The sequence below is a fragment of the Pseudomonas sp. Wu6 genome (assembly GCF_019891515.1).
GTDB classification, from domain to species: Bacteria; Pseudomonadota; Gammaproteobacteria; order Pseudomonadales; family Pseudomonadaceae; genus Aquipseudomonas; species Aquipseudomonas orientalis_A.
This window is the reverse complement of record NZ_JAFLXH010000009.1, coordinates 65,368-80,286: the sequence shown is the minus strand read 5'-3', so window position 1 is coordinate 80,286 and position 14,919 is coordinate 65,368. Positions and strand designations below refer to the sequence as shown.

Below are 14,919 nucleotides of genomic sequence, written 5' to 3'. Positions count from 1 at the left end.
CCCTGCTCTCGTTTAAATGAGGCGTAAGTCTAAAGAGCGGGGGACCCAGCGGCAAGCAATGGTCTGCGCGCATTGATCGTTCCCACGCTCCGCGTGGGAATGCAGCCGATGACGCTCCGCGTCGCACCCCGCATGGGGGGACGCAGAGCGTCCCAAGAGGCATTCCCACGCAGAGCGTGGGAACGATCATGCGGTCAGATCAGGCCGAACAGCTCTTTAGGCATGAACGCATAGAACGCCAGACGCGGAATCACCCAGCTCTGAATCAGCTGGATCGCGATAAACGCGAAGATCGGCGAGATATCCAGCCCGCCCAGGTTCGGGATCAGGCGACGGAATGGCGCCAATACGGGCTCGGTGATCTGATATACCAGCTCGGCACCCGGGCTGCGGCTGCCCGGTGCGACCCAGGAGAGGATCACGCTGATGATCATCGACCAGAAGATGATCTTCAAAAACAGCGAGAAAATGCCGATCAGCGCCCATGGCAGCAGCAGCACCGTAAAGGCCTGGTAGCCGTTGAGCATCAGGATCACCACAAACAGCAGAATCTGCAGCAGCAGTGCCAGTACCAGCGACGACATGTCCAGCCCGAACAGGCTCGGGATCACGCGGCGCAGCGGCTTGAGCAGGGGTTGGGTGGCCTTGACCACGAACTGGCACAGCGGGTTGTAGAAGTTCGCCCGCACCAGTTGCAGGATAAAGCGCATCAGCACGATCAGCAGGTACAGGCTGCCCAGGGTCTGGATGATGAAGACGGCAGCGTCATTGATTCCGAGCATGTTTGATTACCTTGGTAAGGGACGACTATTTGCCCAGTTGTTCGGCCATCTCGGCTGAACGATGTGCCGCGGCACCCAGTGCTTTTTCCACCAGGGCTTCAAAGCCCCCGGCCTGGAACGATTCGATGGCGGCTTGCGTGGTGCCGCCCGGGGACGTTACGCGACGGCGCAGCTCGGCCGCATCCACCTCGCTGGACACCGCCATCTTCGCGGCGCCCAGGGCGGTCTGCTCGGCCAGTTGCTCGGCAACGTCGGCGGGCAGGCCCAGTTTCACCCCGGCGGCGGTCATGGCTTCGATCAACAGGAAGAAGTACGCCGGGCCACTGCCGGAAACGGCGGTGACCGCGTCCAGTTGCTGCTCCTGCTCCAGCCACAGGGCGATGCCCACGGCGGATAACAGTTGCTGGGCTTGATCACGCTGCGCGGCGCTGACTTCGGCGGTGGCGTACAAACCGCTCACGCCCTGGCGCAACAACGACGGGGTATTCGGCATGCAGCGAACGATCGGTTGGGCGCCGAGCCAGTTGTTCATGCTGGCGCAAGTGATGCCGGCCGCGATGGACACCACCAGTTGATGGGCCTGTAGGCTCGGGCGCAGGCTTTCGCACACGGCTTTCATGGCCTGGGGCTTGACCGCCAGCAGGATCACGTCGACGCCTTCAATGGCCTCGGCGTTGTCGGCAAAGGTTTCAATGCCGTGTTCGGCGCTGACACGGGCGCGGGTCTCGGCGCCCGGGTCGCTGGCGCGAATCTGCGCAGCGTCCAGGCCCTTGGCCCGCAGGCCGCCGATCAGGCTGGCCGCCATGTTACCGGCGCCGATAAAGGCAATACGCATGTCTTTCATGACAGGTCCTTAGCTAAATGAACGTCAGCCATTTCACGGCTGGCCGTAGTCGCGGGCGCCAAACAGCGCGGTACCGATCCGCACCCAGGTGGCGCCTTGAGCGATGGCCGACTCGAGGTCGTGGCTCATGCCCATGGAAAGTGTGTCCAGTGGCAGGTTCAGGCTGCCTTGCAGCTCGCGCACCGTGGCGAACGCGGCATCTTGCGCAGCGCGATCTTCAGTCGGTTCGGGGATCGCCATCAAGCCCCGCAGCTTCAGGCGCGGCAGGGCGCTGATGGCGTTGGCCAGGGCCGGCAGGTCGGCGGGCGTACAGCCGGACTTGCTGGCTTCGCCACTGACGTTGACCTGAATGCAGATATTCAGCGCAGGCAGGTCGGCAGGGCGTTGTTGGGACAGGCGTTGTGCGATTTTCAGGCGGTCCACGGAATGCACCCAGGCGAAGTTCTCGGCGATCGCGCGAGTCTTGTTCGATTGAATGGGGCCGATGAAGTGCCAACTCAAGGGCAGGTCGGATAATTGCGCCTGTTTGCCCAGGGCTTCCTGCAGGTAGTTTTCACCAAAATCATGCATCCCCGCGGCATAGGCTTCACGTACCGCTTGCGCCGGTTTGGTCTTGCTCACGGCCAGCAGGTGGATGCCGCTTGCGTCACGCTGCACGGCGTCGGCGGCGGCGCGGATGCGCTGGCTAACCAGGCCGATGTTGTCTGCTATCGTCGACATTCAAGTTGCGCCCGTGGATATGGAGTCCGCGGCATTCTACTGGAAATGGAAAGCCCTATGGATATCACTGAATTACTGACGGCCAGCGTGCGCCGTGGCGCCTCCGACCTGCACCTGTCGGCCGGCCTGGCGCCGATGTTGCGCATCGATGGCGAGGTCTGGCCGCTGGATGGCCCGGTGCTGGCCGGGTCGCAGGTAGCGGATTTATTGAGCCCTTTGCTCAACCAGCACCAACAAAAGGATTTCGAAACATCTCTTGAAACAGACTTTGCCTTCGAACTGCCCGGCGTGGCGCGCTTTCGCGCGAATGTGTTCCATCAGGCGCGGGGCGTGGGGGCGGTGTTTCGTACCATCCCCAGCGACATCCAGAGCCTGGAAAGCCTTGGCCTGGGTGAGGTGTTCCAGCGTATCGCGCAGCTGCCGCGCGGCCTGGTGCTGGTGACCGGGCCCACCGGCTCGGGCAAGTCCACTACTTTGGCGGCGCTGATCGATTATCTGAATCGGCATCGACGCCAGCACATCCTTACGCTGGAAGACCCCATCGAATTTATCCACCGGCCGAAAATGGCGCTGATCAACCAGCGGCAGGTGCATCGCGATACCCACAGCTTCTCGGTGGCGCTGCGCTCGGCATTGCGCGAAGACCCGGACGTCATCCTGGTGGGCGAGCTACGTGACTTGGAAACCATCCGCCTGGCGCTGACGGCCGCTGAGACGGGGCATCTGGTATTCGGCACCCTGCACACCACTTCGGCGGCAAAGACGGTAGACCGGCTGGTGGACGTGTTCCCGGGCGGGGAAAAGGCCATGGTCCGCTCGATGCTGTCGGAGTCGCTGCAGGCGGTGGTGTCCCAGGTGCTGGTCAGGAAGATCGGCGGCGGACGTGTCGCGGCTCACGAAATCATGCTGGGCACGCCGGCCATTCGTAATCTCATCCGTGAAGACAAAGTGGCGCAGATGGTCTCGGCGATCCAGACCGGCGGGGCGCTGGGGATGAAAACGCTGGATATGAGCTTGAAGGCGCTGGTGAGCGAGGGGCTGATCAGCCAAGAGGAGGCGCGAGGGAAGGCGAGGGTGCCGGCAGACATTTGAGATTCAGCAAACAATGAAACCAAATGTGGGAGGGGGCTTGCCCCCGATAGCGGTGTATCAGCCAATGAATCTGTTGACTAATACTCTGCCATCGGGGGCAAGCCCCCTCCCACATTTACTGCATTTCAGCCTCGAATCAGCGCTGCACGATCCGCAGGGTGTTGTTCTGCTCTTTGGGCAGCACCCGCTTGGCGATCACGTAGTTCTTGTCCCAGAACGGCTTTTTCAGTGTATCGATGCTCACCGACTTGCCACGACGCGGCGCGTGGATAAAGCGGTCGTTACCCAGGTAGATGGCAACGTGGTTGACCTGGCGGCTCTTGAGCTTGAAGAACAGCAAATCGCCCGGCTTCAGGTCTTTGCGATCAACTTTCAAGCCGTGGCCGGCCGCCATGGCGTTGGACGTACGCGGTAAATCCACCGCCTTGACGTCGTTGAACGCATATTTTACCAGGCCGCTGCAGTCGAACCCTTTACTTGGGCTGCTGCCGCCCCAACGATAAGGAGTACCGAGCACGTTCACGGCGCGGCTGAGGACATTGCTGCTCTGCTTGGTGTTCACGGCCAACTGGGTGGAAAGCACTTTGCCGTGGGCCTTGCTCAGTTGAGTCGGGCGGCTGACGGTGGGCTTTGCCGATTTGGCGGTGCTGGGTGTGCTATGGACTTTAGGGGTAAAACCGTTAACGTTTGGAAGACGTTGCTCACGATTGGTGGCGTGGGCGGCCAGTGGCATTAATAGGCAAATGGTTAGCCATGTCTTGATAAATGGTCGCATTAGGCGTGGCTCATATGGGTTTGCGCGCAACTTTATAACAGCTTTTTGTGCTGTTCTCAGGCCGTTTGTCGACTGAACCTTGGGGTCAAATTCGGAAAAAACGCGACGATTAGCCGCAATTGTCCGACACAAGTCAGGTGGCATAAGGGTTTGAGGGCAGAACGATACCATTTACCGTGCGTCGGGCGCCCGTAAAAAAGTCACAAAAAAAATGAACAAATTTATCTATTGAGTGAAAAGAGGTCCTTCATGAACACCTATCAACAGGTTGCTTCGCAGCAAGACACCCACAGCAAGGTGATCGGTTACCTGCTATGGATTTTCGGTTTCACCGGCGCGCATCGCTTCTATTACGGCAAACCGGTCACCGGGACGATCTGGTTTTTCACCTTCGGCCTGCTGGGTATTGGCTGGCTGATCGACCTGTTCCTGATCCCGGCCATGGACCGTGAAGCCGACCTGCGTTTTACCGCCGGGCCTATCGAATATAACGTGGCCTGGATTCTGTTGGCGTTTCTGGGCGTGTTCGGCGTGCACCGGATGTATCAGGGCAAATGGATCACCGGCCTGATCTACTTGCTGACCGGCGGTTTGTTCCTGATTGGGGTGCTGTATGACTTCTGGACATTGAACAGCCAGGTTTCGCTCCGCAATGCCGAGCGCAATGGCGGGCGCTGATCTCCCGGCCAAATAGAGAACCACATGTGGGAGGGGGCTTGCCCCCGATTGCAGTGTGTCAGCCAATAGATTTGGTAGCTGACACTCCGCCATCGGGGGCAAGCCCCCTCCCACATTTACTGAGCCCACTTGAAATTTGTTTCAAGCCTGGTAGCTGATCCGCCCATCCATCAGGGTGTAGCGCACGGTGGCCGGCAGGCTGTGACCAATGAACGGGCAATTTTCGCCCCTGGACAGCCAGTGTTCCCCGGCAACCGTGGAACTGGCCGGGTCGAACAGCACCAGATCCGCCGCCGAACCCACCGCCAGCTTACCCGCCGGCAGGCGCAAGGCCTCGGCCGGGCCGGCGCTCAGGCGTGCCAGCAGCGTAGGCAGGTCCAGCAGGCCATCCTCCACCAGGGTCATTGCCAGCGGCAGCAGCAACTCGACGCTGCTGATACCGGGCTCGGTGGCACCGAACGGCGCCAGCTTGGCATCGCGCTCGTGGGGCTGGTGATGGCTGGAGATCGCCGAGACCACGCCTGACTTCACCGCCGCACGCAAACCTTCACGGTCGGCCAGGGTACGCAGCGGCGGTTGCACGTGGTACAGGCTGGAGAAGTCAATCAGCGCCTCATCGGTCAGGATCAACTGGTACAACGCCACGTCCGCCGTCACCGGCAAGCCACGGGCCTGGGCCTGGGCGATCAGCGCGACGCCGCGGGCACTGGTCAACTGGCTGAAATGCGCGCGTACGCCGCTTTGTTCCACCAGCAACAGGTCACGGGCCAGGGCCACGGTTTCTGCGGTTTCCGGGATGCCCGGCAAGCCGAGGAAGCTGGCCACCGCGCCTTCATGGGCCAGGCCGCCTTCAGCCAGGTCGCGGTCCTGGGAATGAAAGATCACCGTCAGGTCGAACGTGGCCGCGTATTCCAGGGCCCGGCACAGGGTGCGCGTGCTGCGAAAGCTCTCCAGGCCGTTGCTGAACGCCACGCAACCGGCGTCGCGCAAGGCGATCAGCTCAGCCAACTGCTCGCCCTCCAGGCCTTTGCTCAGCGCGCCCACAGGGAACACTTTGCAGTTGCCCGCTTCACGGGCGCGGTCGAGGATCAGCTCGGTGACCGCCGAGGTGTCCAGGACCGGCTTGGTGTTCGGCGGGCAGCACAGGCTGGTCACGCCACCGGCGGCGGCGGCGCGGGTTTCGCTGGTGATGTTGCCTTTGCGACTGTAGCCCGGCTCGCGCAGGGCGACGTTGAGGTCCACCAGCCCAGGCGCGGCGACCAGGCCTTTGGCGTCGATGCTTTCGACTGCGCTGAAGCCTGCGGGCGCGGCACCGATGGCGATAATCTTGCCGGCGTCCAGGTGAAGGTCGGTGACTTGATCCAGGCCGCTGGCCGGATCGATGACTCGGGCGCCGAGAATGCTGAGCTTCACTGGGCGTTCTCCTGCTCGAATTGACGTTGCGCGGTTTGCCCGCTCATGGCCATGGACAGCACGGCCATGCGGATGGCGATGCCGTAGGTCACCTGATTGAGAATCACCGATTGCGGGCCGTCGGCGACCGCCGATTCGATTTCCACCCCTCGGTTGATCGGGCCCGGGTGCATCACGATGGCATCCGGCTTGGCGCCGGCCAGGCGCGCGGTGGTCAGGCCGAACAGGCGATAGAATTCGCCCTCGCTCGGCAGCAGGCCGCCGGCCATGCGTTCGCGTTGCAGGCGCAGCATGATCACCACGTCCACATCCTTGAGGCCTTCTGCCATGTTGGTGTAGACCTTCACGCCGTACTGCTCGATGCCGATGGGCAGCAGGGTTTTCGGGGCGATCACGCGGATGTCCGGGCAGCCCAGGGCTTTGAGGGCCAGCATGTTCGAGCGCGCAACCCGCGAGTGCAGGATGTCACCGACGATGGCCACCGAGAGGTTTTCAAAGCCGCCCTTGTGCCGACGGATGGTGAGCATGTCGAGCATGCCCTGGGTCGGGTGGGCGTGGCGACCGTCGCCGCCGTTGATGATTGCCACATTCGGGCACACGTGTTCGGCGATGAAGTGCGCGGCGCCGGAGTCGCCGTGGCGCACCACGAACATGTCGGCGGCCATGGCTTCCAGGTTGCGCAGGGTGTCGAGCAGGGTTTCGCCTTTGCTGGCCGACGAGGTGGACACGTTCAGCGTGATCACGTCAGCCGACAGCCGCTGGGCCGCCAGTTCAAAGGTGGTGCGGGTGCGCGTGGAGTTCTCGAAGAACACGTTGCAGATGGTCTTGCCGCGCAGCAGCGGGACCTTCTTCACCGCCCGGCCACCGACTTCGAGGAACGAGTCGGCGGTGTCGAGGATTTCGGTGAGCAGTTCGCGGGGCAAACCATCGAGGGACAGGAAGTGTTGCAACTGGCCCTGAGCATTGAGCTGCAGCGGGCGCTTGGCATCTAGAGGCGTCATCGCGGGGACTCTGTACAAGGCGGTTTAAAGGGCAAGGTCTTGCAGTTCGAGTTCGAGCGGCGTGGGACCGGACAATTTTACCCGCTGGTGGGCTTCCAGGGACAGTGTCGCGCCGACCACATCCGGGCTGATCGGCAATTCGCCGGCGTCCAGGTCCAGCAGGCATACCAGCGTGATACTGGCCGGGCGGCCGTAGTCGAACAATTCATTCATGGCCGCGCGGATGGTACGACCGCTCATCAGCACGTCGTCGATCAGCACCAGGTGCTGGCCTTCAACCTCGAACGGCAGCGCCGAGGGTTGCACTTGCGGGTGCAGGCCGTTCTGGCTGAAATCGTCACGGTAGAAGGACACATCCAGCGTACCCAGGGGCGAATCACTGCCCAGCGCTTCCAGCAAGGCCTGGGCCACCCACACACCGCCGGTGCGGATGCCAATGAAGCGCGGCTCGCTGATGCCACGGTGTTCCAGGTGCGCGTTGAGGCGTAACGCCATCTGACTGATCAGTTCGGCGGGATTGGGCAGGCTCATGGTGGCTCCTCATTAAGTGTGCAGGAGCGAGCTTGCTCGCAAAAAACCTCAACGATAACGCGTGAAGCCTGGATATACGCGGTGCCTGTGAGTTCTTCGCGAGCAAGCTCGCTCCTACAAAAGCGGCATAGCAACAAGCCGCGTCAGTCAGGATTCAAATAAAGCGGTGTTTTCATCCAGCCAGCCCTGCAACAACAGGGCGGCGGCGATGGCATCCACAGGGTTGTCGCGGTAGCTGCCTTTCTGTCCGCCACGGTCGCGTCGCTCGCCCTTGGCTTCAAAGGTGGTCAGGCGTTCATCGTGGGTATAGAAGGGCAGGTTGTAGCGGCCGTTGAGGCGGCGGGCGAATTTTTCGGCGCGCAAGCACATGTCGCTGGGGGTGCCGTCCATGTTCAAGGGCAGGCCGACCACCACTGCATCGGGCTTCCACTCCTTGATGAGGGCTTCGACCTGGTTCCAGTCCGGCACGCCGTTCTGGGCCTTCAATGTGCACAGCTCGCGGGCCTGGCCGGTGATGACCTGGCCGACCGCCACGCCGATCTGCTTGGTGCCGTAGTCAAACCCGAGAATCAAACGCAAGGCCATCAGGCGTGCCCCGCCTGGCTGGTCAACAGGCTGAGGTTGACCCGCAGCTTGGCGGCGGCGGCTTCCAGGCGCAGTTCGCTGGCGGTGTTGAACAGGATGTCGGCGTCGAAAGGGCAGGTCAGCCAGGCATTGCTGGCCAGTTCGGCCTCCAGTTGCCCGGCTTCCCAACCGGCGTATCCCAGGGTAATCACACTTTGTTCAGGGCCGACGCCGTCGGCAATCGCGAACAACACGTCCTGGGATGTGGACAGGGATACGCCCTCAAGGTCCACCGTGGCCTGGAATTTCGGCCCGGTGGGGTGCAACACGAAACCGCGATCGGTCTGCACCGGGCCGCCGATATAGATCGGCACGCCCTGGCAACTGGCGGGAGGGTCGATTTCCGGGCGCAGTTGCTCGAGGATATCGGCCAGGTTCAGCTCCTGCGGGCGGTTCACCACCAACCCCATGGCACCATTGGCCGTGTGCTCGACGATGTAGGTCAAAGTCTGCGCAAAGTTCGGGTCGGCCATGTGGGGCATGGCGATCAGGAAATGGTGCTTGAGGTAGGTCGGGCTGACATTTTTCATGTCCGCTAGTGTGGCGTTGGAGGGGCGAACTGACAAGCTGAGCGTGACCCGAATAGAGCGCCGTCTGCTTTTCTGTAGGAGCGAGCTTGCTCGCGAAGGTCGTTAACGATGACGCAGTGCTATCAGGTAGTCCGCGCCGCCTATGCGTTTTTCGCGAGCAAGCTCGCTCCTACAGTGAAGGAAAGTGCCGGAGTCAGTTGCTGGACAGCCGATCGCCCCTGGCGAATTTCCAGGTACGGATGATTTCCAGGCGGTCCACGTCGTTCAAGTCGCCGGTAAAGGGCGCAAAGGGTGCGGCCAGGCGCACGATGCGCTGGGCGGCCTGGTCCAGCAGGGGCTGGCCGGATGACTCCAGCACCTGCACTTCATAGAGCGAACCGTCGCGGTTGATCGACACCAGCAGCCGCAAATTGCCGTAGATCTGCTGGCGGCGTGCCTCTTCCGGATAGTTGAGGTTGCCGATGCGCTCGACCTTCTTGCGCCATTCATCCTTATACCAGGCGCCTTTGTCGCGCATGGTCGAGGCGGCGTTCAAGCGGTAGATGCGCGGGCGTTTGGCGTAGAGCTGTTGTTCGTGGGCCAGTTCGGCTTCCAGGCTGGAAATTTCGTCGGACAGCGTCGAGCTGTCGAATGTCGGCGCAGGCTTGACGGGCTCGGGGTTGGGCTCGGTTTTGGTCTTTTCGCGCTGGGTCGGGGCTTTTTGCGGCTTGGGCGCGACGGTGGTCACGGCAGCCTTGGGCGTCGCCTGTTTGACTTCCGGCCTGGCGGCCGGCGGCGGGGTGACTTTGTTGACCTTGTTGTCCTGGAACGGCGCCACTTCGGTGGTCTTGGGTACGGCTTTCTTGTCGAGGGTACCGCTGCCTTGCTGGTTTTCCTGGGCGAGAAAGTCGGCCTTCTCGGGCTTTTTATCGCTCTTGAAGGTGGCGAGCGTGATTTCCAGGGTCTTGGTGATCTGTTTGGGTTCGACCAGGGTGAAACCCACGCCGAGAATCAGTGCAAGGTGAACCAGCGCCGCCAGGAACAGGGTAAATCCGAGCCGATCAGCCGGGCGCACGCCGCTGTGGGAGAGTTCGGGGGGCAGATCGGACGGGAGCGTCATGACAAAAAAACCAACATCGCGCGTTTCACAGGTGGCGCATGATAACGCAATGTTGGTGTGTGTCCGGCTGTTCTATGTCACTTGGCTTGTAGCTTGCGCTCAATGGCCGCCATCAGCATTTCGCCGATGTTCGTGCCAAATGCGTGATCAATCTCGCGAATACAGGTCGGACTGGTGACGTTGATTTCGGTGAGGTTCTCACCGATTACGTCAAGTCCTACAAACAGCAGGCCTTTTTCGCGAAGGGTCGGGCCGACTTGGGCGGCGATCCAGCGATCCTTGTCCGACAGCGGTCGCGCTTCACCACGGCCACCGGCGGCCAGGTTGCCACGGGTCTCGCCGGCCGCCGGGATGCGCGCCAGGCAGTAATCCACCGGCTCGCCGTCGATCATCAGGATGCGCTTGTCGCCGTCCTTGATCGCCGGCAGGTAGGCCTGGCCCATGATCTGCTGGGTGCCCAGCGCGGTCAGGGTTTCCAGGATCACCGACAGGTTCGGATCGCCCGCGCGGTGACGGAAGATCGAGGTGCCGCCCATGCCGTCCAGCGGCTTGAGGATCACATCGCCATGTTTGGCGGCGAATTCACGCAGCACGTCGGCGCGGCGGCTGACCACGGTCGGCGGCGTGCACTGCGGGAAGAGGGTGGCGAACAGTTTTTCATTGCAGTCGCGCAGGCTTTGCGGCTTGTTGACGATCAACACCCCGGCGCGCTCGGCCTGCTCCAGCAGGTAAGTGGAATACACGAATTCCATGTCGAACGGCGGGTCCTTGCGCATCAGGATCACGTCCAGATCGCTCAGGGGGCTGTCGATTTCATCCTGCAGCTCGAACCACTTCTCGGGGTTGGCGAATACCTGCAACGGACGCATCCGCGCACGGGCCTCGCCGTCGCCCTGGTAAAGGTCGCGCTGTTCCATATAGAACAGGCTCCAGCCGCGGGCCTGGGCGGCCAGGAGCATGGCCAGCGAGCTGTCCTTTTTATAGGAGATGCTGGCAATAGGGTCCATGACAATGCCGACGCGAACGCTCATGGGTTATTTCCTCTGGCAAATAGGGCGCATAAAAGTGGCGTCAGAGTGGCGCTGCGGCTGTTGCGGGTCAAGGAAAAACCACCAGGCGAGTGCCTCGATAGATTGCGCCCGGAGACTGTGCTAAAAAGACTGCCACAGCGCAGCAGCCCTTGAATTCCAAGGCCTGCGGGGCTCATCCTGTGACACATCAGGCAGTACACACCGAAAACCGATTCGCTGTGGCGATGGTAGAGCAACTATGGAACAGCATTCCAACGCCTTGAGAGTGATGGTGATCGACGATTCGAAAACGATCCGCCGCACCGCCGAGACGCTGTTGAAGAACGTGGGGTGCGAGGTCATCACGGCCATCGACGGTTTCGATGCCCTGGCGCGAATCGTGGATCATCACCCGCACATTATCTTTGTCGACATCATGATGCCGCGCCTGGATGGCTACCAGACCTGTGCCCTGGTGAAGAACAACCCGGCGTTCAAGTCGATCCCGGTGATCATGCTGTCCTCCAGAGACGGCCTGTTCGACAAGGCCAAGGGGCGTACCGTGGGGGTCGATCAGTTTTTGACCAAGCCTTTCAGCAAGGAAGAACTGCTGGGTGCGATCAAGGCCTATGTGCCTGCCTTCGCCGCAGTAGAACAAGCACACTGACGCCGCCCCCGAGGGCCGGCGCCGACCAATGTAGTGGGGAAAACCATGGCACGTGTTCTGATCGTCGACGATTCGCCGACTGAAATGTACAAACTGACCGGCATGCTGGAAAAGCATGGCCACCAGGTCTTGAAGGCCGAAAATGGCGCGGACGGCGTGGCCCTGGCCCGCCAGGAAAAGCCCGACGCAGTGTTGATGGACATCGTGATGCCGGGCCTCAATGGCTTCCAGGCCACGCGCCAGTTGTCCAAGGAGCCGGAAACCAACGGCATCCCGATCATCATCATCACCACCAAGGACCAGGAAACCGACAAGATCTGGGGCGCGCGCCAGGGTGCCAAGGATTACCTGACCAAGCCGGTGGACGAAGAAACCCTGATCGCCACGCTGAACAAGGTGCTGGCCGGTTGACGGCACGCCATCATGACCGAGTCGCAAACCGCCTTTGAGCTGCTGCTGGACATTGACCGCCGCTGCCGCCTGCTGGCCGCCGACCTGCCGTCCCAGGAAACCCGCCTGCAACGCTGGAGCGGGATCGGCTTTCGCCTGGGGCAGCACTGGTATGTGGCGCCCATGGGCGAAGTCGCCGAGGTGTTGCATGAGCCGCGCTGCACCCTGATGCCTGGAGTAAAGCCTTGGGTCAAGGGCGTGGCCAACCTGCGCGGGCGCTTGTTGCCGGTGATGGACCTGGGCGGGTTTCTCGGCCGGGAACTGTCCAAGGCGCGCAAGCAGCGGCGGGTGCTGGTGGTGGAATACAACGATCTGTTTGTCGGGTTGCTGGTGGACGAGGTGGTGGGCATGCAACATTTTGCACTCGACGCGTGGATGGCGAGTACCGCCTCCGGCGCGCCGTTTATCCAGGGCCAGTTCGATGGCGACCCGCAGTGGCAGGTCTTCAGCCCCTTCGCCCTGGCCCAGGCTCCAGGCTTCATGGATGTGGCCGCATGAGCACCGTGACCCCGCCCAAGCCCCAGGCGGCCTCGCGCAGCCGCTCGCAGATCATCGTGCTGTTTATCGCACTGATCGTGTTCATCATGCTGTTGTTCGCCAACTTCGCGTACCTCAACACCCAGTCCACCTACGACAAACAGTACATCGGCCACGCGGGCGAACTGCGGGTGCTGTCCCAGCGCATCGCCAAGAATGCCACCGAAGCCGCCGCCGGCAAGGCGGCCGCCTTCAAGCTGCTGGGCGAGGCGCGCAACGACTTTGCCCAGCGCTGGGGCTACCTGAAAAAAGGCGACCCGCAAACCGGCCTGCCGGCCGCGCCCACTGCCGTACGCGCCGAGATGCGCGCGGTGCAGACCGACTGGGAAGCCCTGCTGAAAAACACCGACGCCATTTTGGCCAGCGAACAGACCGTACTGTCGTTGCACCAGGTGGCCGCCACCCTCGCCGAAACCGTGCCGCAGTTGCAGATAGAGTCGGAAAAAGTCGTCGACATCCTGCTCCAGCGCGGCGCCCCCGCGAGCCAGGTGGCGCTGGCCCAGCGCCAGTCACTGCTGGCCGAGCGCATCCTGGGTGCGGTCAATACCGTGCTCGCCGGCGACGAAACCGCCGTGCAGGCCGCCGATGCCTTTGGTCGCGACGCCAATCGTTTTGGCGTGGTGCTCAATGGCATGCTCAACGGCAACCCCGGCCTGCGCATCACCCAGGTCGAAGACCCTGACGCCCGCGCGCGGCTGGGGGAAATTGCCGAACTGTTCGAATTCGTCTCGGGCTCCGTGGATGAAATCCTCGAAACCTCGCCGCAGTTGTTTCAGGTACGCGCGTCGGCGAGCAATATTTTCAACCTGTCGCAAACCCTGCTCGATGAAGCCTCGCACCTGGCCACCGGTTTCGAGAACCTGGCCGGCGGGCGCAGCCTGGATACCCTCGGCGGCTATGCGCTGGGGCTGCTGGCGCTGGCCTCGATCATCCTGATCGGCCTGGTGATGGTGCGCGAGACCAACCGCCAGCTGCGCGAAACCGCCGAAAAGAACGAGCGCAACCAGAACGCGATCATGCGCCTGCTGGACGAAATCGAAGACCTGGCCGACGGCGACCTGACCGTCACGGCCTCGGTCACCGAAGACTTCACCGGCACCATTGCCGACTCGATCAACTATTCGGTGGACCAACTGCGCGACCTGGTGGCCACCATCAACCTCACCGCCGGGCAAGTCGCCGGCGCGGTGCAGGACACCCAGGCCACCGCCATGCACCTGGCCCAGGCCTCGGAGCATCAGGCCCAGCAGATCGCCGAAGCGTCCACCGCGATCAACCAGATGGCCCAGTCCATCGACCAGGTGTCGGCCAACGCTGCCGAGTCCTCCGCGGTGGCGGAGCGTTCGGTGGAGATTGCCAACAAGGGCAACGAGGTGGTGCACAACACCATCCACGGCATGGACAACATCCGCGAACAGATCCAGGACACCGCCAAGCGCATCAAGCGCCTGGGTGAATCGTCCCAGGAGATTGGCGACATCGTCAGCCTGATCGACGACATCGCCGACCAGACCAACATCCTTGCCCTGAACGCGGCTATCCAGGCGAGCATGGCCGGCGATGCCGGGCGCGGTTTTGCGGTGGTGGCCGATGAAGTGCAACGGCTGGCCGAGCGCTCCTCGGCTGCCACCCGGCAGATCGAAACCCTGGTGCGGGCGATCCAGGCCGACACCAACGAAGCGGTCATCTCCATGGAGCAGACCACCACCGAAGTGGTGCGCGGCGCGCGGCTGGCCCAGGACGCCGGAGTGGCGCTGGAAGAGATCGAAGGCGTGTCGAAAACCCTGGCGGCGCTGATCCAGAGCATTTCCAATGCGGCGCAGCAACAGACCTCGTCGGCGGGGCAGATTTCGCTGACGATGAATGTGATTCAGCAGATCACCACGCAGACGTCGTCGGGTTCCACGGCGACCGCCGAAAGCATTGGTAACCTGGCGAAAATGGCCAGCCAGTTGCGCCGGTCGGTGTCGGGGTTCACGCTCCCGCCGCCCAAGCAGGTCGAAGAGTGAAATGAGCTCCAAAAATCACCACAGTCCAAATGTGGGAGGGGGCTTGCCCCCGATAGCGGTCTGACAGTCAATAAGTGGGTCGCCTGACACACCGCTATCGGGGGCAAGCCCCCTCCCACACTTAATCTCCATGTGTTTCAAGAACACCAGCAACCCA

17 protein-coding genes are annotated in these 14,919 nt (G+C 62.2%); 6 read left to right on the top strand and 11 right to left on the bottom strand.

Translation table 11 applies throughout. From position 1 onward, the window contains the following. Nucleotides 1-194 precede the first annotated feature (194 nt). Genes J1G34_RS08620 through J1G34_RS08610 form a run of 3 tightly spaced genes read right to left on the bottom strand, consistent with a single transcriptional unit; the run spans nt 195 to nt 2,346 of the window. Nucleotides 195-782 (bottom strand): YggT family protein, encoded by a 588-nt coding sequence (locus J1G34_RS08620; protein WP_057723513.1) that lies wholly within the window; start codon nt 780-782, stop codon nt 195-197. 25 nt (nt 783-807) lie between these two features. After that, entirely contained in the window at nt 808-1,626 is an 819-nt protein-coding gene (gene proC / locus J1G34_RS08615; protein WP_065885350.1) for a pyrroline-5-carboxylate reductase, read from the bottom strand. A gap of 33 nt (nt 1,627-1,659) precedes the next feature. Then, nucleotides 1,660-2,346, bottom strand: coding sequence for a YggS family pyridoxal phosphate-dependent enzyme (locus tag J1G34_RS08610; protein ID WP_222993804.1), 687 nt, complete (start codon nt 2,344-2,346; stop codon nt 1,660-1,662). A 57-nt stretch (nt 2,347-2,403) separates the two neighbouring features. Between J1G34_RS08610 and J1G34_RS08605 the strand changes: the two genes are divergently transcribed. Continuing rightward, a complete protein-coding gene (locus J1G34_RS08605; protein WP_222993802.1) occupies nt 2,404-3,438 on the top strand; it encodes a type IV pilus twitching motility protein PilT in 1,035 nt (344 codons plus the stop codon). A gap of 136 nt (nt 3,439-3,574) precedes the next feature. Here the strand turns inward: J1G34_RS08605 and J1G34_RS08600 are convergent, their stop codons facing one another. Beyond that, nucleotides 3,575-4,213, bottom strand: coding sequence for a C40 family peptidase (locus tag J1G34_RS08600; RefSeq protein ID WP_065885353.1), 639 nt, complete (start codon nt 4,211-4,213; stop codon nt 3,575-3,577). Nucleotides 4,214-4,462: 249 nt separating this feature from the next. Between J1G34_RS08600 and J1G34_RS08595 the strand changes: the two genes are divergently transcribed. Further along, nucleotides 4,463-4,891 carry an NINE protein gene (locus J1G34_RS08595; RefSeq protein ID WP_065896144.1) on the top strand — a complete coding sequence of 143 codons (429 nt, stop codon included), beginning with the start codon at nt 4,463-4,465 and terminating at the stop codon, nt 4,889-4,891. Nucleotides 4,892-5,032: 141 nt separating this feature from the next. Here the strand turns inward: J1G34_RS08595 and J1G34_RS08590 are convergent, their stop codons facing one another. The 7 genes from J1G34_RS08590 to gshB all read right to left on the bottom strand — a co-directional run bounded on the left by J1G34_RS08590 (nt 5,033) and on the right by gshB (nt 11,120). Then, on the bottom strand, nt 5,033-6,304 hold the full coding sequence (locus J1G34_RS08590) for a dihydroorotase (protein WP_065891572.1): 1,272 nt from the start codon (nt 6,302-6,304) through the stop codon (nt 5,033-5,035). Continuing rightward, on the bottom strand, nt 6,301-7,305 hold the full coding sequence (locus J1G34_RS08585) for an aspartate carbamoyltransferase catalytic subunit (RefSeq protein WP_057723520.1): 1,005 nt from the start codon (nt 7,303-7,305) through the stop codon (nt 6,301-6,303). Before J1G34_RS08585 ends, J1G34_RS08590 begins: the two co-directional genes overlap by 4 nt. A 24-nt stretch (nt 7,306-7,329) precedes the next feature. Continuing rightward, nucleotides 7,330-7,836, bottom strand: coding sequence for a bifunctional pyr operon transcriptional regulator/uracil phosphoribosyltransferase PyrR (gene pyrR, locus J1G34_RS08580; protein WP_065891571.1), 507 nt, complete (start codon nt 7,834-7,836; stop codon nt 7,330-7,332). A gap of 147 nt (nt 7,837-7,983) precedes the next feature. Then, nucleotides 7,984-8,421: a Holliday junction resolvase RuvX gene (gene ruvX, locus J1G34_RS08575; protein WP_003195067.1), complete on the bottom strand. Its 438-nt coding sequence runs from the start codon at nt 8,419-8,421 to the stop codon at nt 7,984-7,986. Further along, nucleotides 8,421-8,990: a YqgE/AlgH family protein gene (locus J1G34_RS08570; RefSeq protein ID WP_065891570.1), complete on the bottom strand. Its 570-nt coding sequence runs from the start codon at nt 8,988-8,990 to the stop codon at nt 8,421-8,423. The genes ruvX and J1G34_RS08570 overlap by 1 nt, the downstream gene beginning before the upstream one ends. A 193-nt stretch (nt 8,991-9,183) precedes the next feature. Then, nucleotides 9,184-10,089, bottom strand: coding sequence for an energy transducer TonB (locus tag J1G34_RS08565; RefSeq protein ID WP_065885359.1), 906 nt, complete (start codon nt 10,087-10,089; stop codon nt 9,184-9,186). Nucleotides 10,090-10,166: 77 nt separating this feature from the next. Further along, complete coding sequence (gshB, locus tag J1G34_RS08560) at nt 10,167-11,120, bottom strand: glutathione synthase (RefSeq protein ID WP_065885360.1); 954 nt, start codon at nt 11,118-11,120, stop codon at nt 10,167-10,169. A 238-nt stretch (nt 11,121-11,358) separates the two neighbouring features. Here gshB and pilG point away from each other — a divergent pair, with 238 nt between their 5' ends. The 4 genes from pilG to J1G34_RS08540 are packed head-to-tail and all read left to right on the top strand — an operon-like array spanning nt 11,359 to nt 14,762. Next, a complete protein-coding gene (gene pilG, locus J1G34_RS08555) occupies nt 11,359-11,766 on the top strand; it encodes a twitching motility response regulator PilG (RefSeq protein ID WP_065885361.1) in 408 nt (135 codons plus the stop codon). Between the two features lie 45 nt (nt 11,767-11,811). Further along, nucleotides 11,812-12,177: a twitching motility response regulator PilH gene (gene pilH, locus J1G34_RS08550; protein WP_014720320.1), complete on the top strand. Its 366-nt coding sequence runs from the start codon at nt 11,812-11,814 to the stop codon at nt 12,175-12,177. A 12-nt stretch (nt 12,178-12,189) separates the two neighbouring features. Beyond that, the gene (locus J1G34_RS08545; protein WP_065885362.1) at nt 12,190-12,714 is read left to right on the top strand and encodes a chemotaxis protein CheW; all 525 of its coding nucleotides are present in this window, start codon (nt 12,190-12,192) and stop codon (nt 12,712-12,714) included. Then, a complete protein-coding gene (locus J1G34_RS08540) occupies nt 12,711-14,762 on the top strand; it encodes a methyl-accepting chemotaxis protein (RefSeq protein WP_065891568.1) in 2,052 nt (683 codons plus the stop codon). The genes J1G34_RS08545 and J1G34_RS08540 overlap by 4 nt, the downstream gene beginning before the upstream one ends. Nucleotides 14,763-14,919 lie beyond the last annotated feature (157 nt).

Coding starts and splice junctions, on each gene's coding strand:
- J1G34_RS08620 (WP_057723513.1), bottom strand. CDS start 782: ATGCTCGGAATCAATGACGCTGCCGTCTTCATCATCCAGACCCTGGGC.
- proC (WP_065885350.1), bottom strand. CDS start 1,626: ATGAAAGACATGCGTATTGCCTTTATCGGCGCCGGTAACATGGCGGCC.
- J1G34_RS08610 (WP_222993804.1), bottom strand. CDS start 2,346: ATGTCGACGATAGCAGACAACATCGGCCTGGTTAGCCAGCGCATCCGC.
- J1G34_RS08605 (WP_222993802.1), top strand. CDS start 2,404: ATGGATATCACTGAATTACTGACGGCCAGCGTGCGCCGTGGCGCCTCC.
- J1G34_RS08600 (WP_065885353.1), bottom strand. CDS start 4,213: ATGCGACCATTTATCAAGACATGGCTAACCATTTGCCTATTAATGCCA.
- J1G34_RS08595 (WP_065896144.1), top strand. CDS start 4,463: ATGAACACCTATCAACAGGTTGCTTCGCAGCAAGACACCCACAGCAAG.
- J1G34_RS08585 (WP_057723520.1), bottom strand. CDS start 7,305: ATGACGCCTCTAGATGCCAAGCGCCCGCTGCAGCTCAATGCTCAGGGC.
- pyrR (WP_065891571.1), bottom strand. CDS start 7,836: ATGAGCCTGCCCAATCCCGCCGAACTGATCAGTCAGATGGCGTTACGC.
- ruvX (WP_003195067.1), bottom strand. CDS start 8,421: ATGGCCTTGCGTTTGATTCTCGGGTTTGACTACGGCACCAAGCAGATC.
- J1G34_RS08570 (WP_065891570.1), bottom strand. CDS start 8,990: ATGAAAAATGTCAGCCCGACCTACCTCAAGCACCATTTCCTGATCGCC.
- J1G34_RS08565 (WP_065885359.1), bottom strand. CDS start 10,089: ATGACGCTCCCGTCCGATCTGCCCCCCGAACTCTCCCACAGCGGCGTG.
- gshB (WP_065885360.1), bottom strand. CDS start 11,120: ATGAGCGTTCGCGTCGGCATTGTCATGGACCCTATTGCCAGCATCTCC.
- pilG (WP_065885361.1), top strand. CDS start 11,359: ATGGAACAGCATTCCAACGCCTTGAGAGTGATGGTGATCGACGATTCG.
- pilH (WP_014720320.1), top strand. CDS start 11,812: ATGGCACGTGTTCTGATCGTCGACGATTCGCCGACTGAAATGTACAAA.
- J1G34_RS08545 (WP_065885362.1), top strand. CDS start 12,190: ATGACCGAGTCGCAAACCGCCTTTGAGCTGCTGCTGGACATTGACCGC.
- J1G34_RS08540 (WP_065891568.1), top strand. CDS start 12,711: ATGAGCACCGTGACCCCGCCCAAGCCCCAGGCGGCCTCGCGCAGCCGC.